This window comes from Pseudomonas sp. HN8-3 (assembly GCF_020790195.1).
Taxonomy (GTDB): Bacteria; Pseudomonadota; Gammaproteobacteria; order Pseudomonadales; family Pseudomonadaceae; genus Aquipseudomonas; species Aquipseudomonas synxantha_A.
The window spans coordinates 3,539,932-3,565,405 of the sequence record NZ_CP086206.1 but is presented as its reverse complement, the minus strand read 5'-3'; the positions used below and the strand labels follow the sequence as shown (position 1 = coordinate 3,565,405).

Annotated in this window: 21 protein-coding genes; 3 read left to right on the top strand and 18 right to left on the bottom strand. The window is 59.9% G+C overall.

Going from position 1 to position 25,474, the window contains the following annotated elements; genetic code table 11:
* Positions 1 to 3 precede the first annotated feature (3 nt).
* The 16 genes from nuoH to LJX92_RS15615 form a co-directional block, all read right to left on the bottom strand.
* A complete protein-coding gene (gene nuoH, locus LJX92_RS15690) occupies positions 4 to 1,011 on the bottom strand; it encodes an NADH-quinone oxidoreductase subunit NuoH (protein WP_003192116.1) in 1,008 nt (335 codons plus the stop codon).
* Positions 1,008 to 3,722: an NADH-quinone oxidoreductase subunit NuoG gene (gene nuoG / locus LJX92_RS15685; protein ID WP_032880616.1), complete on the bottom strand. Its 2,715-nt coding sequence runs from the start codon at positions 3,720 to 3,722 to the stop codon at positions 1,008 to 1,010. The genes nuoH and nuoG overlap by 4 nt, the downstream gene beginning before the upstream one ends.
* Before the next feature lie 135 nt (positions 3,723 to 3,857).
* Positions 3,858 to 5,213 carry an NADH-quinone oxidoreductase subunit NuoF gene (gene nuoF / locus LJX92_RS15680; protein WP_005789119.1) on the bottom strand — a complete coding sequence of 452 codons (1,356 nt, stop codon included), beginning with the start codon at positions 5,211 to 5,213 and terminating at the stop codon, positions 3,858 to 3,860.
* Entirely contained in the window at positions 5,210 to 5,707 is a 498-nt protein-coding gene (gene nuoE / locus LJX92_RS15675) for an NADH-quinone oxidoreductase subunit NuoE (RefSeq protein ID WP_003232080.1), read from the bottom strand. Before nuoE ends, nuoF begins: the two co-directional genes overlap by 4 nt.
* A 2-nt stretch (positions 5,708 to 5,709) precedes the next feature.
* On the bottom strand, positions 5,710 to 7,494 hold the full coding sequence (nuoC, locus tag LJX92_RS15670) for an NADH-quinone oxidoreductase subunit C/D (RefSeq protein WP_228308581.1): 1,785 nt from the start codon (positions 7,492 to 7,494) through the stop codon (positions 5,710 to 5,712).
* Between the two features lie 72 nt (positions 7,495 to 7,566).
* Positions 7,567 to 8,241, bottom strand: coding sequence for a NuoB/complex I 20 kDa subunit family protein (locus LJX92_RS15665; RefSeq protein WP_003174719.1), 675 nt, complete (start codon positions 8,239 to 8,241; stop codon positions 7,567 to 7,569).
* 10 nt (positions 8,242 to 8,251) lie between these two features.
* Positions 8,252 to 8,665 carry an NADH-quinone oxidoreductase subunit A gene (locus LJX92_RS15660; RefSeq protein ID WP_228308580.1) on the bottom strand — a complete coding sequence of 138 codons (414 nt, stop codon included), beginning with the start codon at positions 8,663 to 8,665 and terminating at the stop codon, positions 8,252 to 8,254.
* Positions 8,666 to 9,301: 636 nt separating this feature from the next.
* Complete coding sequence (aceA, locus tag LJX92_RS15655) at positions 9,302 to 10,627, bottom strand: isocitrate lyase (RefSeq protein ID WP_003174717.1); 1,326 nt, start codon at positions 10,625 to 10,627, stop codon at positions 9,302 to 9,304.
* Positions 10,628 to 11,121: 494 nt separating this feature from the next.
* Complete coding sequence (locus LJX92_RS15650) at positions 11,122 to 11,859, bottom strand: secretin N-terminal domain-containing protein (RefSeq protein WP_223018498.1); 738 nt, start codon at positions 11,857 to 11,859, stop codon at positions 11,122 to 11,124.
* A 230-nt stretch (positions 11,860 to 12,089) separates the two neighbouring features.
* Positions 12,090 to 12,512, bottom strand: coding sequence for a GNAT family N-acetyltransferase (locus LJX92_RS15645; protein WP_032880619.1), 423 nt, complete (start codon positions 12,510 to 12,512; stop codon positions 12,090 to 12,092).
* The gene (locus LJX92_RS15640; protein ID WP_005789108.1) at positions 12,505 to 13,671 is read right to left on the bottom strand and encodes a cupin domain-containing protein; all 1,167 of its coding nucleotides are present in this window, start codon (positions 13,669 to 13,671) and stop codon (positions 12,505 to 12,507) included. The genes LJX92_RS15645 and LJX92_RS15640 overlap by 8 nt, the downstream gene beginning before the upstream one ends.
* An 83-nt stretch (positions 13,672 to 13,754) precedes the next feature.
* Complete coding sequence (purB, locus tag LJX92_RS15635) at positions 13,755 to 15,125, bottom strand: adenylosuccinate lyase (RefSeq protein ID WP_005789106.1); 1,371 nt, start codon at positions 15,123 to 15,125, stop codon at positions 13,755 to 13,757.
* A 125-nt stretch (positions 15,126 to 15,250) separates the two neighbouring features.
* On the bottom strand, positions 15,251 to 15,874 hold the full coding sequence (gene hflD, locus LJX92_RS15630) for a high frequency lysogenization protein HflD (RefSeq protein ID WP_078821666.1): 624 nt from the start codon (positions 15,872 to 15,874) through the stop codon (positions 15,251 to 15,253).
* Positions 15,871 to 16,995 carry a tRNA 2-thiouridine(34) synthase MnmA gene (gene mnmA, locus LJX92_RS15625; protein WP_103734500.1) on the bottom strand — a complete coding sequence of 375 codons (1,125 nt, stop codon included), beginning with the start codon at positions 16,993 to 16,995 and terminating at the stop codon, positions 15,871 to 15,873. The genes hflD and mnmA overlap by 4 nt, the downstream gene beginning before the upstream one ends.
* Before the next feature lie 59 nt (positions 16,996 to 17,054).
* The gene (locus LJX92_RS15620; protein ID WP_032880622.1) at positions 17,055 to 17,501 is read right to left on the bottom strand and encodes an NUDIX hydrolase; all 447 of its coding nucleotides are present in this window, start codon (positions 17,499 to 17,501) and stop codon (positions 17,055 to 17,057) included.
* Positions 17,502 to 17,705: 204 nt separating this feature from the next.
* Positions 17,706 to 19,931 carry an NADP-dependent isocitrate dehydrogenase gene (locus LJX92_RS15615; protein ID WP_005789097.1) on the bottom strand — a complete coding sequence of 742 codons (2,226 nt, stop codon included), beginning with the start codon at positions 19,929 to 19,931 and terminating at the stop codon, positions 17,706 to 17,708.
* Positions 19,932 to 20,424: 493 nt separating this feature from the next.
* On the opposite strand from LJX92_RS15615, the gene icd reads away from it, so the two are divergent.
* On the top strand, positions 20,425 to 21,681 hold the full coding sequence (gene icd / locus LJX92_RS15610) for an NADP-dependent isocitrate dehydrogenase (protein WP_005789095.1): 1,257 nt from the start codon (positions 20,425 to 20,427) through the stop codon (positions 21,679 to 21,681).
* Positions 21,682 to 21,755: 74 nt separating this feature from the next.
* Here icd and LJX92_RS15605 read toward each other — a convergent pair whose 3' ends face one another.
* Positions 21,756 to 22,031 (bottom strand): cold shock domain-containing protein, encoded by a 276-nt coding sequence (locus tag LJX92_RS15605; RefSeq protein ID WP_416309120.1) that lies wholly within the window; start codon positions 22,029 to 22,031, stop codon positions 21,756 to 21,758.
* A gap of 224 nt (positions 22,032 to 22,255) precedes the next feature.
* On the opposite strand from LJX92_RS15605, the gene clpS reads away from it, so the two are divergent.
* Together clpS and clpA are read left to right on the top strand one after the other, a co-directional pair.
* A complete protein-coding gene (gene clpS, locus LJX92_RS15600) occupies positions 22,256 to 22,624 on the top strand; it encodes an ATP-dependent Clp protease adapter ClpS (RefSeq protein ID WP_005789091.1) in 369 nt (122 codons plus the stop codon).
* Positions 22,625 to 22,653: 29 nt separating this feature from the next.
* Positions 22,654 to 24,924, top strand: a complete 2,271-nt coding sequence (clpA, locus tag LJX92_RS15595; protein WP_032880624.1) for an ATP-dependent Clp protease ATP-binding subunit ClpA — start codon at positions 22,654 to 22,656, stop codon at positions 24,922 to 24,924.
* A gap of 247 nt (positions 24,925 to 25,171) precedes the next feature.
* Here clpA and infA read toward each other — a convergent pair whose 3' ends face one another.
* A complete protein-coding gene (infA, locus tag LJX92_RS15590; protein WP_002553999.1) occupies positions 25,172 to 25,390 on the bottom strand; it encodes a translation initiation factor IF-1 in 219 nt (72 codons plus the stop codon).
* Between the last annotated feature and the right edge of the window lie 84 nt (positions 25,391 to 25,474).

Genomic DNA, 25,474 nt, shown 5'->3' with positions numbered 1-25,474 from the left:
TCCTCACTGAACCGCGGCAGCTGGCGTGTTCAACAACACGACGGCAGCCGTCACCAGCAAATTGATCAGGGTCAGCGGCAGGCAGAATCTCCAGCTGAAATCCATCACCTGGTCATAGCGTGGGCGCGGAATCGAGGCGCGCAGCAGGATGAACAGCATGATGAAGAACGCGGTCTTCAAGAAGAACCAGAAGAAGGCCAACTGCGGCAGGATGCCGAACGGACCGTGCCAGCCGCCGAAGAACAGCGTGACCAGCAGGGCCGAGATCAAGATGATGCCGATGTACTCACCGACGAAGAACATGCCCCACTTCATGCCGGCATATTCAATGTGGTAACCGTCGGCCAGTTCCTGCTCCGCTTCCGGCTGGTCGAACGGGTGACGGTGAGTCACGGCCACGCCAGCGATGAAGAAGGTGCAGAAGCCAAAGAACTGCGGAATGATGAACCACAGGTTCTGTGCCTGGTACTCGACGATATCGCGCATGTTGAACGAGCCGACCTGCACCACGATGCCCATCAGGGCCAGGCCCATGAACACTTCGTAGGACACGGTCTGGGCCGAGGCCCGCAAGCTGCCCAGCAGGGCGAACTTGTTGTTACTGGCCCAACCGGCGAACAGCACCGCATACACCGACAGACCGGCCATGGCGAAGAAGAACAGCAAGCCGATGTTCAGGTCCGCCACGCCCCAGGTCGGGGTGATCGGGATGATCGCGAAGGCGATCAGCAAGGCGCTCATGGCTACCACCGGTGCCAGGGTGAAGATCACCTTGTCGGCGAACGGCGGGGTCCAGTCTTCCTTGAAGAACATTTTCAGCATGTCGGCCGCGATCTGGAACATGCCGAATGGGCCAACGCGGTTCGGACCGTAACGGTCCTGCCACCAGCCCAGCAGGCGACGTTCGACGAAGCTGAGCAGCGCGCCCGCGACGACCACGGCCAACAGGATCACGATGGCCTTGACCACCGAGATGATCACGTCAATTACTTCCGGCGTGAACCAAGTCATTGCGCTGCCTCCTGCAGACCGTCAACGGTTTTGCCGAAAATGGCAGGCGGAATACCGGCGATGCCTTTAGGCAGTGCAACCAGGCCGGCACCCAGCTCGTCATTGATACGCAGCGGCAGACGTAGGGTCTGGCCGGCCACGTTGAGGCTGAGCAGCGCACCGTCGTTGACGCCCAGGCGGTCGGCTTCGGACTTGGCCACGGACACGTAAGCGGCAGGAATGCGCTCTTGAACCGGCGCGGCCTTGGAAGAGGTTTCTTCGCTGCCGAACAGGTGGAAGAACGGCACGACCTGCCAGGTACCCGGAGCCGGGTTGAACGGACGCGGTACCGCAGTGAACCAGTTCAGCGCGTCACCGGTGCTTTCGATCAGGCGGGTGCCCGGGTCGCCAGCACGGATGTGACCACCGACTTCATCCTGGAACTTGTTCCAGGCCTGCGGCGAGTTCCAGCCCGGCGACCAGGCAAACGGCACCTGCTGACGCGGCTCGGCCGAGCCCGAGTAACCTTCCATGGAGAAGGCGAACGCAGTGTCGATGTCTTGCGGGGTACGCGGTTCGTGCACGCTGATGTCGGCGCGCATGGCGGTACGACCGGAGTAGCGCAGCGGTTCACGGGCCAGTTTCAGGCCCTTGATACGGAACGCGGCAGACGGCGCGGCATCGACAATACGAGCCAGTTGCGGCGCGCTGGCGGCGGTGGCAGCGGTCACGTGGTCGAGCTGGGTCCAGTCGATCGGCTGGTTCAGCAGGGTCGCACGCAGGGCATGCAGCCAGCGCCAGCCTTCGTGCACCAGGATGCTGGCGTCCATGTACTTCGGATCGAACACCTGGAAGAAGCGCTGGGCGCGGCCTTCCTGGCTGACCAGGGTACCGTCGCCTTCGGCGAAGGTGGCGGCTGGCAGCACCAGGTCGGCACGCTCGCTGGTGGCGGTCTTCTGGTGGTCGGCCACGATCAGGACTTTGGCAGCGTCCAGCGCAGCGTCAACCTTAGCGGCAGCGGTGCGGGTGTACAGGTCGTTTTCCAATACCACAATGGCGTCGGCGTTGCCGTCGGTCACTGCTTGCAGGGCGGCGTCCAGGGACTCGCCACCGAGCATGGCCAGGCCCAGGCTGTTGGCTTCCGGCACCACCAGGCTGATGGAGCCGTTCTTGTCGCGCAGCTTCAGGGCCTTGGCGATGTTGGCAGCGGCTTCGATCAGCGCCTTGGAACCCAGGGAGGTGCCGGCGATGATCAATGGGCGCTTGGCCGCCAGCAGTGCGTCGGCAATGCGCTGGGCCAGTTCGACCGCTTCGGTGTCCAGGCCATCGACGGCAGGCGCGCTGGCGTCGAGGGCGTGGGCCACGGCGAAACCGAGGCGGGCCAGGTCGTCCGGTGCGGCGTGCACGCATTCTTCGGCGATGTCGTCGAGCTTGGTTTCAGCCAGCGAGGCGATAAACAGCGGGTTCAGCGCGTGCTGACCGATGTTTTTCACCGCGGCGTCGAGCCACGGCTGTACGCGCATGGCGTCGGCCATTTCTTCGGCCTTGCCTTTGACCGACTGGCGCAGCGACAGGGCAATGCGCGCAGCGGTCTGGGTCAGGTCTTCACCGAGCACGAAGATCGCATCGTGGTCTTCGATGTCGCGCATGTTCGGAACCGGCAGCGGGCTGTCATTCAGCACTTGCAGGACCAGGCGGATGCGCTCCAGCTCGCCGGCTTCGATACCGCAGTAGAAGTGCTCGGCACCGACCAGCTCGCGCAACGCGAAGTTGCTTTCGAGGCTGGCACGCGGCGAACCGATACCGACGATATTGCGCCCGCGCAGCAGGTCGGCGGCTTTATCCAGCGCGGCGTCCAGGCTCAGCTTGGCGCCATCGGCCAGCAGCGGCTGGCGTGGGCGGTCTTCGCGGTTGACGTAGCCATAGCCGAAACGGCCACGGTCGCACAGGAAGTACTGGTTGACCGAACCGTTGAAGCGGTTTTCGATACGACGCAGTTCGCCGTAGCGCTCGCCCGGGGAGATGTTGCAACCGCTGGAGCAGCCATGGCAGATGCTTGGCGCGAACTGCATGTCCCACTTACGGTTGTAGCGCTCGGAGTGGGTCTTGTCGGTGAACACACCGGTCGGGCAGACCTCGGTGAGGTTGCCGGAAAACTCGCTTTCGAGCACGCCGTCTTCAACGCGACCGAAGTACACGTTGTCGTGGGCGCCGAACACGCCCAGGTCGGTGCCGCCGGCGTAGTCTTTATAGAAACGCACGCAGCGGTAGCAGGCGATGCAGCGGTTCATTTCGTGGGAAATGAACGGGCCGAGGTCCTGGTTCTGGTGGGTACGCTTGGTGAAGCGATAACGGCGCTCGTTGTGGCCGGTCATCACCGTCATGTCTTGCAGGTGGCAGTGACCGCCTTCCTCACAGACCGGGCAGTCGTGGGGGTGGTTGGTCATCAGCCATTCGACAACGCTGGCGCGGAACGCCTTGGACTCTTCATCGTCGATGGAGATCCAGGTGTTGTCGGTGGCTGGGGTCATGCAGGACATGACGATACGACCACGGGTGTCGTTCTCGTCGGTGTATTGCTTGACCGCACACTGGCGACAGGCACCGACGCTACCGAGCGCGGGGTGCCAGCAGAAATACGGAATATCGAGGCCGAGTGACAGACACGCCTGTAACAGGTTGTCCGCCCCATCGACTTCGAGCGCTTTGCCGTCTACGTGGATAGTGGCCATGGTTCAAAGTTCTTCGTTGGCCCGTTGTCAGCGGGCGTGGCTAATGGAATCTTGTTATTCATGTGCATCTACACAGCCTTTACGGCGTCAGCACATGAGCAGGCGAAGGGCACGGACCCTTCGCCTGTTTAAGCGTTACGCGCCGACTACGATCGGCTTCGCCAGAGGCGGGACGGCGGCGCTGGTGGGCGCGATGCCGGCTTCGAACTCCGAGCGGAAGTATTTGATTGCGCTGCCCAATGGCTCTACGGCGCCCGGTGCGTGAGCACAGAAGGTCTTGCCTGGGCCGAGGAAGCCGACCAGGCCCAGCAGGGTTTCGATATCACCCTCGCGGCCTTCGCCGTTTTCCAGGGCCATCAGCAGCTTGACGCTCCACGGCAGGCCGTCGCGGCATGGGGTGCAGAAGCCGCAGGATTCACGGGCAAAGAACTGCTCCATGTTGCGCAGCAGCGAGACCATGTTCACGGTGTTGTCGACCGCCATTGCCAGGCCGGTACCCATCCGGGTGCCCACCTTGCCGATGCCGCCGGCATACATTTGTGCGTCCAGGTGCTCAGGAAGCAGGAAACCGGTGCCGGCGCCGCCTGGCTGCCAGGCTTTCAAGGTGTAGCCGTCGCGCATACCGCCGGCGTAGTCCTCGAACAGCTCGCGGGCGGTCACGCCGAACGGCAGCTCCCACAGGCCAGGGTTTTTGACCTTGCCGGAGAAACCCATGAGCTTGGTGCCCATGTCTTCGCTGCCTTCACGGGCCAGGGATTTGTACCAGTCCACGCCGTCGGCGATGATCGCCGGCACGTTGCACAGGGTCTCGACGTTGTTCACGCAGGTCGGCTTGCCCCACACGCCTACGGCGGCGGGGAAGGGCGGCTTGGAGCGCGGGTTGGCGCGGCGACCTTCGAGGGAGTTGATCAGTGCGGTTTCTTCACCGCAGATATAACGCCCGGCGCCGGTGTGCACGAACAGTTCGAAGTCGAAGCCGGAACCGAGGATGTTCTTGCCCAGCAGGCCCGCGGCCTTGGCTTCTGCCACTGCACGGTTGAGGTGCTTGGCGGCGGTGGTGTACTCGCCACGCAGGAAGATGTAGCCACGGTAGGTCTTGAGCGCACGGGCGCTGATCAACATGCCTTCGATCAGCAGATGGGGCAGTTGCTCCATCAGCATGCGGTCTTTCCAGGTGTTGGGCTCCATCTCATCCGCGTTGCACAGCAGGTAGCGGATGTTGATGGATTCGTCTTTGGGCATCAGGCCCCACTTCACACCCGTGGGGAAGCCTGCGCCGCCGCGGCCCTTGAGGCCGGCGTCCTTCACGGTCTGGACGATATCGTCCTGGGCCATATCGGCGAAGGCTTTGCGCGCTGCGGCGTAACCGTTCTTGGCCTGGTATTCGTCAAGCCATACCGGCTCGCCGTCGTCACGCAGGCGCCAGGTCAGCGGGTGGGTCTCGGCCGAACGCTTGATCAGGTTGGCCGGGCCGAAGGAAGTCAGGGTCATGGGTAGCCCTCGAGCAATTGGGTCACGCCAGCAGGCTGTACGTCACCGAATGTGTCGTCGTCGATCATCAACGCCGGCGCCTTGTCGCAGTTGCCCAGGCAGCACACCGGCAGCAGCGTGAAGCGGCCGTCGGCGGTGGTCTGGCCGAGGCCGATACCCAGCTTGGCCTGGATTTCGCTGACCACGGACTCATGGCCGCCGATGTAGCAGACCATGCTGTCGCACACGCGAATGATGTGACGGCCGACTGGCTGACGGAAGATCTGGCTGTAGAACGTGGCCACCCCTTCAACGTCGCTGGCAGGGATGCCGAGGATCTCGCCGATGGCGTAGAGGGCGCCGTCGGGCACCCAGCCACGTTCCTTCTGAACGATCTTCAGGGCTTCGATCGACGCCGCGCGCGGATCTTCGTAGTGATGCAGCTCGTGCTCGATGGCCGAGCGCTCGGTTTCACTCAAGGTGAAACGGTCTGTCTGGATAAGCGTGCTGTTCATGCTTAGCGGTCCACGTCGGCCATAACGAAATCGATACTACCCAGGTACGCAATCAAGTCCGCGACCATCTCGCCTTTGATCACCGAAGGGATCTGCTGCAAGTGGGCAAAACTTGGGGTACGAATCCGGGTGCGGTAGCTCATGGTGCCGCCATCGCTCGTCAGGTAATAACTGTTGATACCCTTGGTCGCTTCGATCATCTGGAAGGATTCGTTGGCCGGCATGACCGGGCCCCACGAAACTTGCAGGAAGTGCGTGATCAGGGTTTCGATGTGTTGCAGCGTGCGCTCTTTGTGCGGCGGCGTGGTCAGCGGGTGATCCGCCTTGTACGGGCCGGCCGGCATGTTGCGCATGCACTGCTCGATGATCTTCAGGCTCTGGCGCATTTCTTCGACGCGCACGATGCAACGGTCGTAGGCATCGCCATTGGCCGCCAGCGGTACTTCGAACTCGAAGTTCTCGTAGCCGGAGTATGGGCGCGCCTTGCGCAGGTCGAAGTCGCAACCGGTGGAACGCAGGCCGGCACCGGTGACGCCCCATTCCAGGGCCTCTTTGGTGTTGTACTGGGCGACGCCGATGGTACGACCCTTGAGGATGCTGTTGTCCAGCGCGGCTTTCTGGTACTCGTCCAGACGCTTGGGCATCCAGTCGATGAACTCCTTGACCAGGCGCTCCCAGCCGTTCGGCAGGTCGTGGGCCACGCCGCCGATGCGGTACCAGGCCGGGTGCAGGCGGAAACCGGTGATGGCTTCGATGACCTTGTAGGCGCGCTGACGGTCGGTGAAAGTGAAGAACACCGGAGTCATGGCGCCGACGTCCTGGATATAGGTACCCAGGAACAGCAGGTGGCTGGTGATGCGGAAGAACTCGGCCATCATGATGCGGATGGTGTCGACGCGGTCTGGCACTTTAATGCCGGCGAGCTTCTCGACCGAGAGCACGTACGGCAGGTTGTTCATCACGCCGCCGAGGTAGTCGATACGGTCGGTGTACGGGATGAAGCTGTGCCAGGACTGACGCTCGGCCATCTTCTCGGCGCCACGGTGGTGGTAGCCGATGTCCGGGACGCAGTCGACGATTTCTTCGCCGTCCAGTTGCAGGATGATACGGAAGGCACCGTGAGCCGAAGGGTGGTTCGGGCCCAGGTTGAGGAACATGTAATCCTCGTTGGTGCCGGAGCGTTTCATGCCCCAGTCTTCCGGACGGAAGCGCGCCGCTTCTTCTTCAAGCTGCTGCTTGGCGAGGTTGAGGCTGTACGGGTCGAATTCGGTGGCGCGGGCAGGGAAGTCCTTGCGCAGCGGGTGACCTTCCCAGGTCGGCGGCATCATGATGCGCGTCAGGTGCGGGTGGCCGGGGAAGTCGACGCCGAACATGTCCCAGACTTCACGCTCGTACCAGCTGGCGTTCGGCCAGATACCGGTGACGGTCGGGATGCTCAGGTCGCTCTCGCTCAGGGCGACCTTGATCATCACGTCACTGTTACGTTCCAGCGACATCAAATGGTAGAAGACGGTGAAATCGGCGCCGCTCGGCAGCCCCTGGCGCTTGGTGCGCAGTCGCTCGTCCACGCCATGCAGGTCATAGAGCATGACGTACGGCTTGGGCAGGTTGCGCAGGAAGGTCAGGACTTCGACGAGCCTGGCGCGCGCCACCCACAGCACCGGCATACCGGTGCGTGTGGCCTGGGCGGTGAAGGCGTCAGGGCCAAAACGGTTATTGAGTTCGACAACCACATCCTGGTCGTCTGCCTTGTAAGGCGGGATATACAGAGCACTGCCTGTAGTCATGGTTTTTTATCGCTTTCGGTCAACGTAAAGAATGAAGCCAGGTTTTCGTTCTATATAAAGAAGCGGGCTGGATCAGACTTCGTCGGGGCTGCGCAGGTTGGTGACTGCGATTCGCTGTTCGCGGCGCTGTTCCTTTTGGGACGGCATCTCGGCGCGGTACACGCCTTGATCACCGACGACCCAGGACAGCGGGCGACGCTCCTTGCCAATCGATTCCTGCAACAGCATCAAGCCTTGCAGGAATGCTTCGGGGCGGGGCGGGCAGCCAGGCACGTAGACGTCCACGGGCAGGAACTTGTCCACCCCTTGAACGACCGAGTAGATGTCGTACATGCCACCGGAGTTGGCGCACGAACCCATGGAGATGACCCACTTCGGTTCGAGCATTTGCTCATAGAGACGCTGGATGATCGGCGCCATCTTGATGAAGCAGGTACCGGCGATAACCATGAAATCCGCCTGGCGCGGTGATGCCCGGATAACTTCGGCGCCAAAGCGGGCGATGTCATGGGGTGCCGTGAAGGCGGTGGTCATTTCTACGTAGCAGCACGAAAGGCCGAAGTTGTACGGCCACAGGGAGTTTTTACGCCCCCAGTTGACCGCGCCACTCAGCACGTCTTCCAGCTTGCCCATGTAGATGTTTTTGTGGACTTGGTCTTCTAACGGGTCGGAAACGGTTTCCCGTTCGCCGATGGGGTACTGCTCGTTAGGAGCATCCGGGTCGATCCTGGTGAGATTGTATTGCATTGCCAAAGCCTCATTGTTTCAGCTTCGCCTGCCGCTTGCGACGAGCTTCCGGAGCCCAGTCAAGGGCGCCCACTCGGAACAGGTAGACAAGACCTGCCAACAGAATTGCTATGAAAACGAGAGCTTCGACGAATCCGGTCCAGCCGCTTTCGCGGACGGACACAGACCATGCAAAGAGAAAGAGGGCTTCGATATCGAAGATCACGAAGAGCATCGCGACCAGATAGAATTTGGCTGAGAGCCGCAAGCGGGCGCCACCTGTAGGTAGCATGCCGGACTCGAACGGTTCGTTTTTGCTGCGGCCCCAGGCTTTTGACCCGAGTAGGCTGGAGACGCCAAGCATGAAGGCGCAAAGGCCCACAACACCGAAGAGGAAAATGGCAAAGCCCCAGTTGTGGGCCATGAGTCCTGTCGCGTCGGTCATGCTGGAAATCCTTAACAGAGAGCAAAGGTCTCTGAGCTCGAAAAAGTAACGATGCAGTGACGATATGTCGCACTGCAATCAATCGCGGTGATTTTATGGCTAAACACCGGGCAAGTAAAATTCCCAGGGCGAAATTATTCGGTGGAATAAGCACATAGTGCACCTTCTTGGGGCTGTAGCCCTTGTGCCGTGGGCATTAGCGGGCTTTTCATCAATTATGTTTTGTTTAAGCTGTAACGAAGTTTTCAGGCGCCAAATGATAATGAATATTGTTTGCGTGGGGTTTAAGCGATTGTTTCTCATGTGGCGGGGGAAGTTGCCGTTACTTGCTTGAGTGTCGCTTAGTTGTCGCAACGGTTCTTTTAACCGATTGGATGTGTGCGAATACCGCTCTGGATCAATGTTTTGCGCAAAATTCCTTGTGGGAGGGGGCTTGCTCCCGATAGCTGAGTATCAGCCAACCCAACTGTTGCTGATCCACCGCTATCGGGAGCAAGCCCCCTCCCACATTTGGTCCGCAGTGCATCGGTAGGTTTTGTGCAGGCAAAAAAACGCCCCGAACCAGTCGGGGCGTGATTGTTGTGCGGCACTGCGGTTAGGTCTTCCCTGGGGCCGCAGTGGCCGTGTACGCGTTACTTAGTGGAACTGCTCTTCTTCGGTCGAACCGGTCAGCGCGGTCACGGACGAGGTGCCGCCCTGGATCACGGTGGTCATGTCGTCGAAGTAGCCGGTACCCACTTCCTGCTGGTGCGCCACGAAGGTGTAGCCTTTGGCGGCGTCAGCGAATTCCTGCTCCTGCAGCTTCACATAGGCAGTCATGTCGTTGCGGGCGTAGTCATGCGCCAGGTTGAACATGCTGTGCCACATGTTGTGAATGCCGGCCAGGGTGATGAACTGGTGCTTGTAGCCCATGGCCGACAGCTCGCGCTGGAACTTGGCGATGGTCGCGTCGTCCAGGTTCTTCTTCCAGTTGAAGGAAGGCGAGCAGTTGTAGGACAGCAGTTGGTCCGGGTATTCCTTCTTGATCGCTTCGGCGAAGCGACGGGCTTCGTCCAGGTCCGGCTTGGCGGTTTCGCACCAGATCAGGTCGGCGTACGGCGCGTAGGCCAGGCCGCGGGCAATGGCCTGGTCGAGGCCGGCGCGGACTTTATAGAAACCTTCCTGAGTACGCTCGCCAGTCACGAACGGCTGGTCGTACGGGTCGCAGTCCGAGGTCAGCAAGTCAGCAGCGTTGGCATCGGTACGGGCCAGGATGATGGTCGGTGTACCGGCAACGTCAGCGGCCAAACGCGCAGCGGTCAGCTTCTGTACGGCTTCCTGGGTCGGTACCAGTACCTTGCCGCCCATGTGGCCGCATTTCTTCACTGACGCAAGCTGGTCTTCGAAGTGCACGCCGGCAGCGCCAGCCTCGATCATGCTCTTCATCAGTTCGTAGGCGTTGAGTACGCCGCCGAAACCGGCTTCGGCATCAGCCACGATTGGCGCGAAGTAGTCGATGTAGCCTTCGTCACCCGGGTTCTTGCCGGCTTTCCACTGGATCTGGTCGGCACGACGGAACGAGTTGTTGATGCGCTTGACCACGGTTGGAACCGAGTCCACCGGGTACAGCGACTGGTCGGGGTACATGGATTCAGCGGAGTTGTTGTCCGCTGCCACTTGCCAGCCGGACAGGTAGATCGCCTGGATACCGGCTTTTACCTGTTGGACTGCCTGGCCGCCAGTGAGGGCGCCCATGCAGTTGACGAAATCTTTGTCGGGACGGAAGGACGGCTTGGCACCTTGGGTGACCAGGTTCCACAGCTTCTCGGCGCCGAGTTTTGCAAAGGTGTGCTCAGGTTGGACCGAGCCACGCAGGCGGACGACGTCAGCAGCGGAATAAGCGCGGGTCACGCCTTTCCAGCGTGGGTTTTCAGCCCAATCTTTTTCAAGGGCTGCAATTTGCTGTTCGCGTGTCAGTGCCATGGGGAAAAACCTCGTCGCATAGGTCTAGGTGGAAAATTCCATTTGCCAGCCACGTAGAAAGTGCGTGGTGATGGCTGCTCGCTGACCAGAAGCTTGGGTGTTCAAGTCAAGTTCGGCGGGGTAGGCGACGGGATGAACGATTGGCTCAAGGCGGAGTTGAGCAGGTAAGGGCAAACTGCAAACGGTCTTCGGGCGTCGTGGGCCTTTGTACGATTCATCAGTGCGTAGCCGGGTTACCTGGTTAGCTTCCGTCCCTCGGGACAACTTCGTTCCAGTCGCAACCTCGTCCAACGTGCCTTGTGGGCGGTACAGACACGAATCGGCTCAGGTGGGTAACTTGGAGCGGCGATCCGAAGGCCCTTGCCAGGGCCCCTGATTAGCGGGAGCGAGGCCATCATGCCCATGCTTTTTTGGATCGTCAAATGTTTTGTAGTGCTTTTTTCAAGGCACTACATCTTTGGTCTAATACGACTCGCCAGTCAGTTTTTGGTGCTTCAGTTCAGGGTGTCGACCTTGACCCGCACCGTCAGGTCATCGCGGCCCTGAGTAGAGTAGCTGCGGGTTGTAGAAGATTTGTCGGCCTGGGTTTCGCCATTGATGCCTGCCAGGGTAATCCATTCGCCCAAGCGTCCGCTGACGGTTGTGTCGGTGCTCTGCACGTTCACTACATCAGGACGCTCCTGGCTCATACGGTCACGGTTGGTACTGATAGCCAGGTGTACGGTCTCGCCGGTGACGCTGGCGGTGACGTAAAAGCCCTGGGTGACGTTGCGATACTGGGTCTGGTTCTGCAGGCGGCCATAGCCATCCTGGTGCGTGGTGGTCAGCGGTACGCTCTGGCCGATCTGAATAAGCGCCGGCACGCCTTCGCTGGCCTGGATCTGCTGGATGCCGCCATCGCGGCTGACGGTGCCATAGCTGATGATGCGGGTCTGGCTGTCGCCGCTGTTCTGCTGGTTGGTTTCGTTGGTGTCGACGGTGATCAGCAGGCGCTTGGCCGGCGTGTCCAGTTGGGAGAGCAGGGTACGCAAGCCCTCGATCTTCGCAGGGTCGGCGTTAACAATAAGCTGGTTGCCGTAGGCGCTGACGGTGCCGTCCTTGCCGATGAAGTTCTGCGCCACGGGCAGTAGGTCGGCGCTGGTGCGGTTGCTCAGGTTGACGACCTCGGTGGCAGCCAGGGCCGAAACACTGGCGGTCAGGAGCAGGGCGGTGAGCAAGGTGCGTAGGGACATGTCCGTTATCTCTGCGAGTCATTTGGCTTGATAGTGCCAGTTTGTCGGCCTGGCGGGGCGCAAGTTGAATCGTAGACGGCAAAATGCCCTGGCAGGCAGGGCATTTTGAGGTGTTGCTGATATGGCTATCGGGAGCAAGCCCCCTCCCACATTTTGACCGCATTTCAACGGATGGACTCAGTCAAATGTGGGAGGGGGCTTGCTCCCGATATAGGCGACTCGGTCTTGAGTCAGCCCCCGCGCACCATATCCACATGCGGAATCCCGACTTCAAGAAACTCATCGCTGACGATCTTGAAACCCAACCGCTCATAAAACGGCGCCGCATACACCTGCGCACTGAGGAACTGCCGGGTCTGGCCGCGCTTTTCAGCCACTCCAATCACCGCTTCCATCAGCTTGTCGCCCACCTTCAGCCCGCGCCAGTCCTTGAGCACCGACACGCGACCAATCTCGCCGCTGGGCAGCAGGCGTGCGGTACCAATCGGAAAGTCGCCTTCGAATGCGAGGAAATGCATGGCGCCAGCGTCGTCCGCATCCCACTCGAGCTCGGCTGGAACCGATTGCTCGGCGATAAATACCGCTTCACGAATGCGCCGAATCTCGTCGATATCCTTTCGCCAGTCCGCGACACTTACGTGAATCTTATTCATCCGCGAACCCCAGGCTGCCTTGCTTGACCAGTTCGCACAGTAGGTCGCGGCCGTCTTCGTCGGCCAGCCATACGCTGAGGTTTTCGCTGTGCAGTGCGTCGGCCGAGCACACCAGCTTCAGCAGTTCACGCAGCTTGCCGGGCAGGTAACGGCTCTGGCCACTGGCGAACAGCAATACATCGTCGTCGACTTCAGACCAGGCCAGGCGCGCGCTTGGGTTGCGTACCAGAATCGCGCCATCTTGCAGGCTGTTGATGAAGTCTTCTTCGCCCAGCTCTTCACCAGCGACCAGTTCCGGGTAGCGCGGCTCGGTCATGAACTGGCCGAACCAGGTCAGCAACATGCGCTCGTCGCTCATGTGCTCAGCCAGCAGACCCTTGAGGCGATCCAGGGCGTCGACCTGAATCTGGTGTGGGTCGCTGACCGGCTGGGCGTCGGCGTCGGTGTAGCGCTCTTCGTCAGTCAGGTACTGGCTGAGGAAGTCGGTGAAGTGGGTCAGCACTTCGGCGGCGCTCGGGGCGCGGAAACCCACCGAGTAGGTCATGCAATCGTCTTCGGCAATGCCGAAGTGCGCCAGGCGCGGTGGCAGGTAGAGCATGTCGCCTGGCTCCAGCACCCATTCGGCGCTTTCTTCGAATTCGGCGAGGATGCGCAGGTCAGCGTGTTGCAGCAGCGGGCTTTCGGAGCTGCACATCTGGCCGATCTTCCAGTTGCGCTTGCCCTGGGCTTGCAGCAGGAACACATCGTAGTTATCGAAGTGCGGACCGACGCTGCCGCCGGGCGCGGCGAAGCTGATCATCACATCGTCGATACGCCAGCTTGGCAGGAAACGGAAGTGCTCCAGCAGTTCGGCGACTTCCGGCACGAACTGGTCGACCGCCTGCACCAGCAGGGTCCACTCACGCTCTGGCAGGGCGCTGAAGGCATCTTCGGCGAATGGGCCGCGACGCAGTTCCCACGGGCGCTCGCCGTGTTCGATCACCAGGCGCGATTCGACTTCTTCTTCCAGGGCCAGGCCTGCCAGTTCGTCGGCGTCGATCGGGCTTTCGAAGTCAGGGATGGCCTGACGGATCAGCAGGGGTTTCTTCTGCCAGTAGTCGCGCAGGAATTCCCGTGCCGTGATGCCGCCCAGAAGTTGAAGAGGGATATCAGGATTCATGTGTAACCTATTGAAAAAAAGCACTTTTAAGACTGGAATAAAAACGCCCGGCGCGGCCGGGCGTCTCAAGGGTCTTGCGGTAATCAGATGCGCTTGGCTTGCTCTACAGCGTTACCGATGTAGTTGGCCGGGGTCAGCAGTTTCAGCTCGGCCTTGGCGGCAGCTGGCATGTCCAAGCCGTCGATGAAAGTCTGCAGCGCTTCAGAGGTGATCCCCTTGCCGCGTGTCAGTTCTTTGAGTTTTTCGTACGGGTTTTCGATGTTGTAGCGACGCATCACGGTCTGGATCGGCTCGGCCAGGACTTCCCAGCATGCATCCAGGTCAGCGGCGATTTTCTGCTCGTTGAGCTCAAGCTTGCTGATGCCTTTGAGGCTGGCTTCGTACGCGATCACGCTGTGGGCAAAGCCTACACCGAGGTTGCGCAGTACGGTGGAGTCGGTCAGGTCGCGCTGCCAGCGAGAGATCGGCAACTTGCTGGCCAGGTGCTGGAACAGCGCGTTGGCGATGCCGAGGTTGCCTTCGGAGTTCTCGAAGTCGATCGGGTTGACCTTGTGCGGCATGGTCGACGAGCCGATTTCACCGGCAATGGTGCGCTGCTTGAAGTAGCCCAGGGAGATGTAGCCCCAGATATCGCGATCGAAGTCGATCAGGATGGTGTTGAAGCGCGCAATCGCGTCGAACAGCTCGGCAATGTAGTCGTGGGGTTCGATCTGCGTGGTGTAAGGGTTGAAACCCAGGCCCAGTTCGTCTTCGATGAAGGCGCGGGCGTTGGCTTCCCAGTCGATCTCGGGGTAGGCCGACAGGTGGGCGTTGTAGTTGCCCACGGCGCCGTTGATCTTGCCCAGCAATGGCACGGCGGCCACTTGAGCGATCTGGCGCTCCAGGCGGTACACCACGTTGGCCAACTCTTTGCCCAGGGTGGTCGGCGAAGCCGGCTGGCCGTGGGTGCGCGAGAGCATCGGCACATCAGCGAAACGGATCGCCAGTTCACGGATAGCGTTGGCGGTCTGGCGCATCAGCGGCAGCATCACGTCATCACGGCCTTCGCGCAGCATCAGGGCGTGGGACAGGTTGTTGATGTCCTCGCTGGTGCAGGCAAAATGGATGAATTCGCTGACCTGGGCCAGTTCCGGCAGCTTGGCCGCTTGCTCTTTTAGCAGGTACTCGATGGCTTTGACGTCGTGGTTGGTGGTGCGCTCGATCTCTTTCACACGCTCGGCGTGCTCCAGGGAGAAGTTTTCCGCCAGGGTGTTCAATACAGCGTTGGCCTCGGCGGAAAACGCCGGCACTTCGCCAATGGCAGGGTGAGCGGCCAGGCGCTGGAGCCAGCGCACTTCAACCAGTACACGCGCACGGATCAAACCGTATTCGCTGAAAATAGGGCGCAGGGCCTGGGTTTTGCCGGCGTAGCGGCCGTCAACAGGGGAAACCGCAGTGAGCGAAGAGAGCTGCATGGGGTGTTCTCGGACAGTCGGGCAACGAAATGGGGCGCGTATCATACATGAAAAAATCCGCCGGTCCGTTGCCAACTGACCGGCGTATTACGCGTAACGGCTTGAAAATGGCCTGCTGATGCGACTTATTCGTTGCGCATCAACGGGTAAAGCTCTTTAAGCAATTTGCGTCGGCTGATCACCAGTTGCCAGCGATGTCCGCCCAACTGCCGCCACAACCGCGCCGAACGAATGCCGGCCAGGAGCAGCGCGCGGATCTTCGAGGCGTTATTGGGTTGCTGCAGGTTGCGCATGTCGCCGTGCACCTGGATGCGCTGGCGCAAGGTGCTCAAGGTGTCTTGATACAACGCACCACAGGCGGCGACCACGTTCTCGTGGGCCGGGCCGAAGTGCTCAACTTGGGATTGGATTTGCGGCAGGCGTTTGCCTATGACCTCCAGCATGTCGTCGCGCTTGGCCAACTGGCGTTCAAGGCCAAGCATCGACAGGGCATAGCGCAGCGGTTCGCGCTGCAGGGTGCTGGGGTCGCGCTCCAGGGCGCCGATCAGTGCGCGGTAACCTTCACGCAGGGCCAGGTCGTCGCCACCGTAGACTTCCAGAGTGTCCTTGGGGTCGCGGATCAGCAGGCTGCCGAGCATACAGGTCAGGCCTGCCTCGGTGACCTGGCCGGTCTTGGCGATCTTGTCCACCAGTACGGCGGCCAGGAATACCCCGCCAAGCGCCGTCAATTGCTCCTGGGTCGGGCTCATGCCGGATGGCTCCAGGCTTGCGCAACTTCAATCACGCCGCCGCCCAGGCAGATTTCGCCGTCGTAGAACACCACGGATTGGCCTGGGGTGACCGCACGTTGCGGGTCGTCGAAGGTCGCGCGGTAACCTGTGGCGGTTTTTTCCAGGGTGCACGGCTGGTCGCTCTGGCGATAGCGCACTTTGGCGGTCAGGCGGCGTGGCGTGCTCAGGTCGATCGGGTTGACCCAGTAGATCTCGGAAGCGAGCAGGGCGCCGGAGAACAGCAACGGATGTTCGTTGCCCTGGCCGACCACCAGCACGTTGTTTTCCAGATCCTTGACCAGCACGTACCAAGGCTCTTCACCTGCGTCTTTCAGGCCGCCGATGCCCAGGCCCTGGCGCTGGCCAATGGTGTGGTACATCAGGCCATGGTGACGGCCGATCACTTCGCCGTCAGTGGTCTTGATCTCGCCCGGCTGCGCCGGCAGGTACTGCTTGAGGAAATCGCTGAAGCGGCGCTCGCCGATAAAGCAGATCCCGGTGGAGTCTTTCTTCTTGGCGGTGGCCAGGCCGTGTTTCTCGGCGATCTTGCGCACTTCGGGCTTTTCCAGTTCGCCGACCGGGAACAGGGTCTTGGCAATCTGTTCACCGCCGACGGCGTGCAGGAAGTAGCTCTGGTCCTTGTTCGGGTCCAGGCCCTTGAGCAATTCGGTGCGGCCATCGATATCGCGACGGCGCACGTAGTGGCCCGTGGCAATCAGGTCGGCGCCAAGCATCATGGCGTAATCGAGGAACGCCTTGAACTTGATTTCGCGGTTGCACAGGATGTCCGGGTTCGGCGTGCGGCCGGCCTTGTATTCGGCCAGGAAGTGCTCGAACACGTTGTCCCAGTACTCGGCGGCGAAGTTGGCAGTGTGCAGCTTGATGCCGATCCTGTCGCACACGGCCTGGGCGTCCGCCAGGTCGTCCATGGCGGTGCAGTATTCGGTTCCATCGTCTTCTTCCCAGTTCTTCATGAACAGGCCTTCCACCTCATAACCCTGCTCCATGAGCAGAACGGCGGAAACGGAAGAATCCACGCCGCCGGACATACCGACGATGACGCGCTTCTTTTGTGTGTCAGAAGGGGCTGGATCACGCATAGGGTTTCAACGGGTGTCTTGAAAAAGGACGCGATTCTATCAGGCCCGAGCCGCTAAGGCTAAAGAGAAGGGCGGATCAATTCGAGACTGTGCCGGTGGCCGGCCAGATAATCATCGATACAGCGGATGATCAGCTCGCTGCGCCAGTCATCGCGCACGGTCATCAGCTCGTCACGGGTCAGCCAGCGGGCGCGCAGGATGCCTTCGTCGAGTTGATAGTCCGGGTGATGTTTCAGCGCCTTGGCGATAAAGCATACGCGCTGATAGGTCACGCCATTGCTCGGCGCGGTGTACAGGTAAATGCCGACGATGCCAGTGGGCTCGACATCCCAGCCGGTTTCTTCGAGGGTTTCACGCACCGCGGCCTCGGTGAGGGTTTCGTTCGGGTCCAGGTGGCCGGCGGGCTGGTTGAGCACGGCGCGGCCGCCCTTGAGTTCTTCAACCATCAGGAAGCGGCCGTTGTCTTCGACGATGGTGGCGACGGTGATGTGGGGGAGCCAGGTCATTGCAAACCTCGGTATCGGGAAGGTGACTCGGTCAATGTGGGAGCTGGCTTGCCTGTGATGGCGGTGGGTCAGCTGCACCTGTATGAACTGACAGACTGTAATCGCAGGCAAGCCAGCTCCCACATTTGATTGGGTTTCTTCAATGAAGTCCCTACAAACAGAAACCCCGGCACTGGGCCGGGGCTTCTTTGCATCCTTACAACCTTACTTCAACTTGGCAATTGCCGCATTGAGGGTGTTGCTTGGGCGCATGGCCTTGCTGGTCAGCTCGGGGTTCGGCGCGTAGTAGCCGCCGATGTCCACAGGCTTGCCCTGTACCGCGTTGAGCTCGGCAACGATGGTTGCTTCGTTCTCAGCCAGGGTTTTTGCCAGTTCGCCGAACTGCGCTTGCAGTGCAGCGTCTTCGGTCTGGGCGGCCAGGGCTTGGGCCCAGTACAGCGCCAGGTAGAAGTGGCTGCCGCGGTTGTCGATGTTGCCGACTTTGCGCGATGGCGACTTGTTGTTGTCCAGGAACTGGCCGGTAGCCTGGTCCAGGGTCTTGGACAGTACCAAGGCTTTGGGGTTGTTGTAGGTCACACCCAGGTGTTCAAGGGAAGCGGCAAGGGCCAGGAACTCGCCCAGGGAGTCCCAACGCAGGAAGTTTTCTTCCAGCAGCTGCTGAACGTGCTTGGGAGCCGAACCGCCAGCGCCGGTTTCGAACAGGCCGCCGCCGTTCATCAGCGGCACGATCGACAGCATCTTGGCGCTGGTGCCCAGTTCCATGATCGGGAACAGGTCGGTCAGGTAGTCGCGCAGCACGTTGCCGGTCACCGAAATGGTGTCCAGGCCCTTGCGGGTGCGCTCCAGGGTGAACTTCATCGCATCGACCGGGGCCATGATGCGGATGTCCAGGCCTTCGGTGTTGTGGTCTTTCAGGTACGCCTGAACTTTCTCGACCACTACGCCATCGTGAGCGCGCTTGGGGTCCAGCCAGAAAATGGCCGGGGTGTTGCTGGCGCGGGCACGGTTGACGGCGAGCTTGACCCAGTCCTGGATCGGCGCGTCTTTGGTCTGGCACATGCGGAAGATGTCGCCGGCCTCGACTTTCTGTTCCATCAGCAGGTTGCCCTGGCTGTCGGTGACGCGAACAACGCCGTCAGCCTTGATCTGGAAGGTCTTGTCGTGGGAGCCGTACTCTTCGGCTTTCTTGGCCATCAGGCCAACGTTTGGCACGCTGCCCATGGTGGTCGGGTCGAAGGCGCCATTGGCCTTGCAGTCTTCGATGACCGCCTGGTAGATGGTGGCGTAGCAGCGATCCGGGATCACAGCCTTGGTGTCGTGCAACTGGCCGTCGGTGCCCCACATCTTGCCGGAGTCACGGATCATGGCTGGCATCGAGGCGTCGACGATCACGTCGCTCGGCACGTGCAGGTTGGTGATGCCTTTGTCGGAGTTGACCATCGCCAGGGCAGGACGAGCGGCGTAGACGGCCTGGATGTCGGCTTCGATCTGCGCTTGCTGGTCGGCCGGCAGGGCCTTGATGCGGGCATACAGGTCGCCGATGCCGTTGTTCAGGTTGAAGCCGATCTGCTCAAGCACGGTAGCGTGCTTGGCCAGGGCATCTTTATAGAACTCGGCAACGATCTGGCCGAACATGATCGGGTCGGAGACCTTCATCATGGTGGCTTTGAGGTGAACCGACAGCAGCACGCCTTGCTTCTTGGCGTCTTCGATTTCAGCGGCGATGAAGCTGCGCAGCGCTTTCTTGCTCAGCACGGCGGTGTCGATGATCTCGCCGGCCTGGACGCTGGTCTTTTCTTTCAGGACGGTGGTGGTGCCGTCCTGAGCAACCAGCGCAATTTTGACAGCATCGGCGGCTTCGATCTGTACGGCTTTTTCGCTGCCGTAGAAGTCACCATTGCTCATGTGGGCAATGTGCGACTTGGAGTCGGCAGCCCAGGCGCCCATCTTGTGCGGGTGCTTGCGTGCGTAGTTCTTGACCGACAGCGGCGCGCGGCGGTCGGAGTTGCCTTCGCGCAGTACCGGGTTCACGGCGCTGCCCTTGACCTTGTCGTAACGTGCACGGGTTTCTTTTTCCGCGTCGGTGGTTACGGTTTCCGGGTAGTCCGGCAGGGCGTAGCCCTGGGCCTGCAGTTCCTTGATCGCGGCTTGCAGCTGCGGGGTCGAGGCACTGATGTTAGGCAGCTTGATGATGTTGGCTTCAGGGGTTACGGCCAGGTCGCCCAGTTCGGCGAGGTGGTCCGGGATAGCCTTGGTGCCCAGTTGCTCGGGGAAGCTTGCGAGGATGCGCCCTGCGAGGGAGATGTCGCGGGTTTCAACGGCAATATCAGCGGAAGCCGTGAAGGCCTCTACGATAGGCAACAGTGAATAGGTGGCGAGGGCTGGAGCTTCGTCGGTGAAGGTGTAGATGATCTTCGAGCGGGTGGGCATATTCGGATTAACTCTCTTCTTTGCTGAAAGCGTGCGCAGAAACTCGAGATGCGCCGGGTGGAGCGCGTTCGTTCAAAGTCATCCATGAGCGAAATGTCGAGGTTTCTTCGCGGTGATGTTGGGTTGCATCAGTCGAGCGTCAAGCGTTTGGACTATTGTAATAGTCCTGCTTTCTGGCTGAAGGCTACTGTCTAGAGCGGTCAACCGTCGTGACTCTTTGGTCAGCGGCGGCATTATACATAGGTCGCTATGCTTACGCAGAGCCTTCATACAAAAGGTGTGTCGTCCATTGGTCTAAAGGTCGCAGGGGTGGGGTTACGCCGAAAGTTGAATGATGTGCTCAAGATTGGCACTTTTCCCTTTGCTTTCAGGCTTGTAGGCGACAATTTATGCTGTTTTCGATGCAAATGAGCATGGCGCGAGGTTTCGGTCGCCATTTATCTGGAGTAGGCTCGAACGCAGCCAGATGTTCAATCCATAGATGGAGTTCAGCATGGGATACAAGAAGATTCAGGTTCCGGCAGTCGGCGACAAAATCACCGTCAATGCAGACCATTCTCTCAATGTTCCTGACCAACCGATCATCCCCTATATCGAAGGTGACGGTATTGGCGTCGACATCAGCCCGGTGATGATCAAGGTAGTCGACGCAGCTGTTGAAAAGGCTTACGGCGGCAAGCGCAAAATCTCGTGGATGGAGGTGTATGCCGGCGAAAAGGCGACCCAGGTCTACGACCAGGACACCTGGTTGCCCCAGGAAACCCTGGACGCGGTCAAGGATTACGTGGTGTCCATCAAGGGCCCGCTGACCACGCCGGTCGGTGGTGGTATTCGCTCGCTGAACGTGGCTCTGCGTCAGCAGCTCGACCTGTATGTGTGTCTGCGCCCGGTGCGCTGGTTTGAAGGCGTGCCCAGCCCGGTCAAGAAGCCAGGCGATGTGGACATGACCATCTTCCGTGAGAACTCCGAGGATATTTACGCGGGTATCGAGTGGAAAGCCGGTTCGCCTGAGGCGATCAAGGTGATCAAGTTCCTCAAGGAGGAAATGGGCGTTACCAAGATCCGTTTCGACCAGGATTGCGGGATTGGCGTCAAGCCGGTGTCGAAAGAGGGTACCAAGCGCCTGGCGCGCAAGGCCCTGCAGTATGTAGTCGATAACGACCGCGACTCGCTGACCATCGTGCACAAAGGCAACATCATGAAGTTCACCGAAGGCGCCTTCAAGGAGTGGGCCTACGAAGTGGCGGCTGAAGAATTCGGCGCGACGCTGCTCGACGGCGGCCCGTGGATGCAGTTCAAGAACCCCAAGACCGGCAAGAATGTGGTGGTCAAGGATGCGATTGCCGATGCCATGCTCCAGCAGATCCTGCTGCGTCCGGCTGAGTATGACGTGATTGCCACGCTCAACCTCAATGGCGACTACTTGTCCGATGCCTTGGCGGCGGAGGTTGGTGGTATTGGTATCGCGCCGGGAGCCAACCTGTCGGACACCGTGGCGATGTTCGAAGCCACTCACGGTACTGCGCCCAAGTATGCGGGCAAGGACCAGGTCAACCCGGGTTCATTGATTCTGTCGGCAGAAATGATGCTGCGTCATATGGGCTGGGTCGAGGCGGCTGACTTGATCATCAAGGGCACCAATGGTGCGATTTCTGCCAAGACCGTGACCTATGACTTTGAGCGCCTGATGGATGGCGCTACGTTGGTGTCGTCGTCGGGCTTTGGTGATGCGCTGATCAAGCATATGTAAGCAGGCAGAGAGAACCGGCCGCCCTGATGATTCGGGGTGGCCGGTTTGCTTTCAATGCTTTGTTCAATAATTGATCAGGCGTGTTGCTTTTTTGAATGTAAGTCGGTGTTTCTGCTTTTCTTTTCGACGTTCGTAGTGGCAGGCGTATCAACGAGAACGATATTCGTGGCCTGCATACCCTTTGGGCCTTGAACGATATCAAAGGTGAAAGGCTGATTCGCTTTCACCGTTTTGTAGCCTTCCACTTGAATCGCCGAATAATGCGCAAAAAGGTCTTCAGTCTTGCCGTCTTCATTGATGAAGCCGTACCCCTTGGCATTGTTGAACCACTTGACCTTACCACTAGCCATTCCCATATCCCTCTGCACCAGACTCCATCACTGGAGTATCATCCAGTGATGGAGTCCTAACCCGAATAAATAAGGTTGACTGCGCGGACCTTTTTTACCCACTGTGGGCTCTATTGGTTGTAACACCGATTTGCCGATAGTCAAGGCGACCAGTCGGTCAGAGTTGAAATTCTGACAGCTCGCCCCCACCACTGTAATTGAACCACTGACGAACCTTTCTTTCCATGCATGCAAATAGCCAGATTCGACTAACATTCAATCAGGATCGCCCGGATCAGGAACATGACGACGACGGTTCTGCAGGCATTGCTGTTCAGGAGGCCAAGCCTGCTTTACAGGCACCGCCGATGTACAAGGTGGTTTTGTTCAATGATGACTACACACCGATGGATTTCGTCGTCGAAGTGCTCGAGGTGTTTTTTAACCTGAACCGCGAGTTGGCGACCAAGGTAATGCTGGCCGTTCACACAGAAGGACGGGCAGTATGTGGAGTGTTTACCCGCGACATCGCCGAGACAAAGGCCATGCAGGTCAACCAGTACGCCAGGGAAAGCCAGCATCCGCTACTCTGTGAAATCGAGAAGGACGGTTAACGCCGACCACTTGGGTATGAGGTGAAGCTATGTTAAACCGCGAGCTCGAAGTCACCCTCAATCTTGCCTTCAAGGAGGCTCGTTCGAAGCGTCATGAGTTCATGACCGTCGAGCACCTTTTGCTGGCACTTTTGGATAATGAAGCTGCCGCCACCGTTCTGCGTGCGTGCGGCGCCAACCTCGACAAACTCAAGCATGATCTGCAGGAGTTTATCGACTCCACCACGCCACTGATCCCCGTGCATGACGAGGACCGCGAGACCCAGCCAACCCTGGGCTTCCAGCGGGTATTGCAGCGTGCTGTCTTCCACGTACAGAGCTCCGGTAAGCGTGAGGTCACAGGCGCAAACGTGCTGGTGGCAATTTTCAGCGAACAGGAAAGCCAGGCCGTGTTTCTGCTCAAGCAGCAGAGCGTTGCCCGTATTGATGTCGTCAATTACATCGCCCACGGTATCTCCAAGGTGCCCGGGCACGGCGATCATTCCGAGGGTGAGCAGGATATGCAGGACGACGAGGGCGGTGAGTCTTCTTCTTCAAGCAACCCGCTGGATGCCTATGCCAGCAATCTCAATGAGATGGCGCGACAGGGGCGGATCGATCCGCTGGTCGGGCGTGAGAGCGAGGTCGAGCGTGTAGCGCAGATTCTCGCGCGGCGTCGCAAGAACAACCCGTTGTTGGTGGGTGAGGCAGGCGTGGGTAAAACCGCGATTGCCGAAGGCCTGGCCAAGCGCATTGTCGACAACCAGGTGCCGGACCTGCTGGCCAACAGCGTCGTCTACTCCCTTGACCTGGGCGCATTGCTCGCCGGGACCAAGTACCGTGGCGATTTCGAGAAGCGCTTCAAGGCGCTGCTCGGCGAGCTGAAAAAACGCCCGCAGGCGATCCTGTTCATCGACGAGATCCACACCATCATTGGTGCCGGTGCGGCCTCCGGTGGGGTGATGGACGCCTCCAACCTGCTCAAGCCATTGCTGTCTTCGGGTGATATCCGCTGCATCGGCTCCACCACCTTCCAGGAGTTTCGCGGCATTTTCGAAAAAGACCGTGCCTTGGCGCGACGCTTCCAGAAAGTCGACGTGTCCGAGCCTTCGGTTGAAGACACTATTGGCATCCTGCGTGGGCTCAAGGGGCGTTTTGAAGCGCACCACGGCATCGAGTACACCGATGAGGCCCTGCGTGCGGCGGCTGAGCTGGCGTCGCGCTACATCAATGACCGGCACATGCCGGACAAGGCCATCGACGTGATCGACGAGGCGGGCGCCTACCAGCGGCTGCAGCCGGTCGAGAAGCGTGTGAAGCGTATCGATGTGCCTCAGGTCGAGGACATCGTGGCGAAAATCGCGCGGATTCCGCCAAAACACGTCACCAGTTCCGACAAGGAGCTGCTGCGTAACCTGGAGCGCGATCTCAAGCTCACTGTGTTCGGTCAGGATGCGGCGATCGACTCGCTGTCCACTGCGATCAAGTTGTCCCGTGCGGGCCTCAAGTCGCCGGACAAACCGGTCGGTTCGTTCCTGTTCGCAGGGCCTACCGGCGTCGGCAAGACCGAGGCGGCGCGGCAGTTGGCCAAGGCCATGGGTATCGAGCTGGTCCGTTTCGACATGTCCGAGTACATGGAGCGTCACACCGTGTCGCGCCTGATCGGTGCGCCGCCGGGCTATGTCGGTTTCGATCAGGGCGGCTTGTTGACCGAAGCGATCACCAAGCAGCCGCATTGCGTACTGCTGCTCGATGAAATCGAAAAGGCTCACCCGGAAGTCTTCAACCTGCTGTTGCAGGTCATGGATCACGGGACGCTGACCGATAACAACGGGCGCAAGGCGGACTTCCGTAATGTGATCGTGATCATGACCACCAACGCCGGTGCTGAAACTGCTGCGCGAGCGTCTATCGGCTTCACGCATCAGGATCACTCTTCCGATGCAATGGAAGTGATCAAGAAGAGCTTCACGCCGGAGTTCCGCAACCGTCTGGACACCATTATCCAATTTGGTCGCCTCAGCCATGAGGTTATCAAGAGCGTGGTGGACAAGTTCCTCACCGAGCTTCAGGCGCAGTTGGAAGACAAGCGCGTGCAGCTGGATGTGACGGAAGCGGCTCGCAGTTGGATCGCAGAGGGCGGCTACGATGCGGCAATGGGCGCTCGCCCAATGGCGCGTCTGATCCAGGACAAGATCAAGCGGCCGCTGGCCGAAGAGATCCTGTTCGGCGAACTCTCCGACCATGGCGGCGTGGTGCATATCGACCTGAAGGACGGCGAGCTGACCTTCGAGTTCGAGACCACGGCAGAAATGGCCTGATCGTTCTGCAGCAACACAAAAAGGCGCCGAAAGGCGCCTTTTTGCTGACTTGAAATGCAATTCTCAGAACAATCGAGATCCAATGTGGGAGGGGGCTTGCTCCCGATAGCAGTGGTTCAGCAACAGATTAGTTGCTTGGCCCACTGCTATCGGGAGCAAGCCCCCTCCCACAGGGATTTGTGTTGTTGGGGCAAATGGCGCACACACAAAAACGCCCGGCATAACCGGGCGTTTTGTATTGACTTGCTTAGCGAGCGCGGTAAGTGATGCGCCCTTTGCTCAAGTCATAGGGCGTCAGCTCGACGCGCACTTTGTCACCGGTAAGAATACGAATGTAGTTCTTGCGCATCTTGCCGGAGATATGCGCGGTTACGACGTGCCCATTTTCCAACTCCACACGAAACATGGTGTTGGGCAGGGTGTCGACGACAGTGCCTTCCATTTCGAAGCTGTCTTCTTTCGACATGCAGTAAAGCCCTCGGTATCCAGTGAATGGCCCGGTGCAACTGCGCCAGGCAAAAGCGGCGTGCATTGTGCCCGAAAAAGAGGG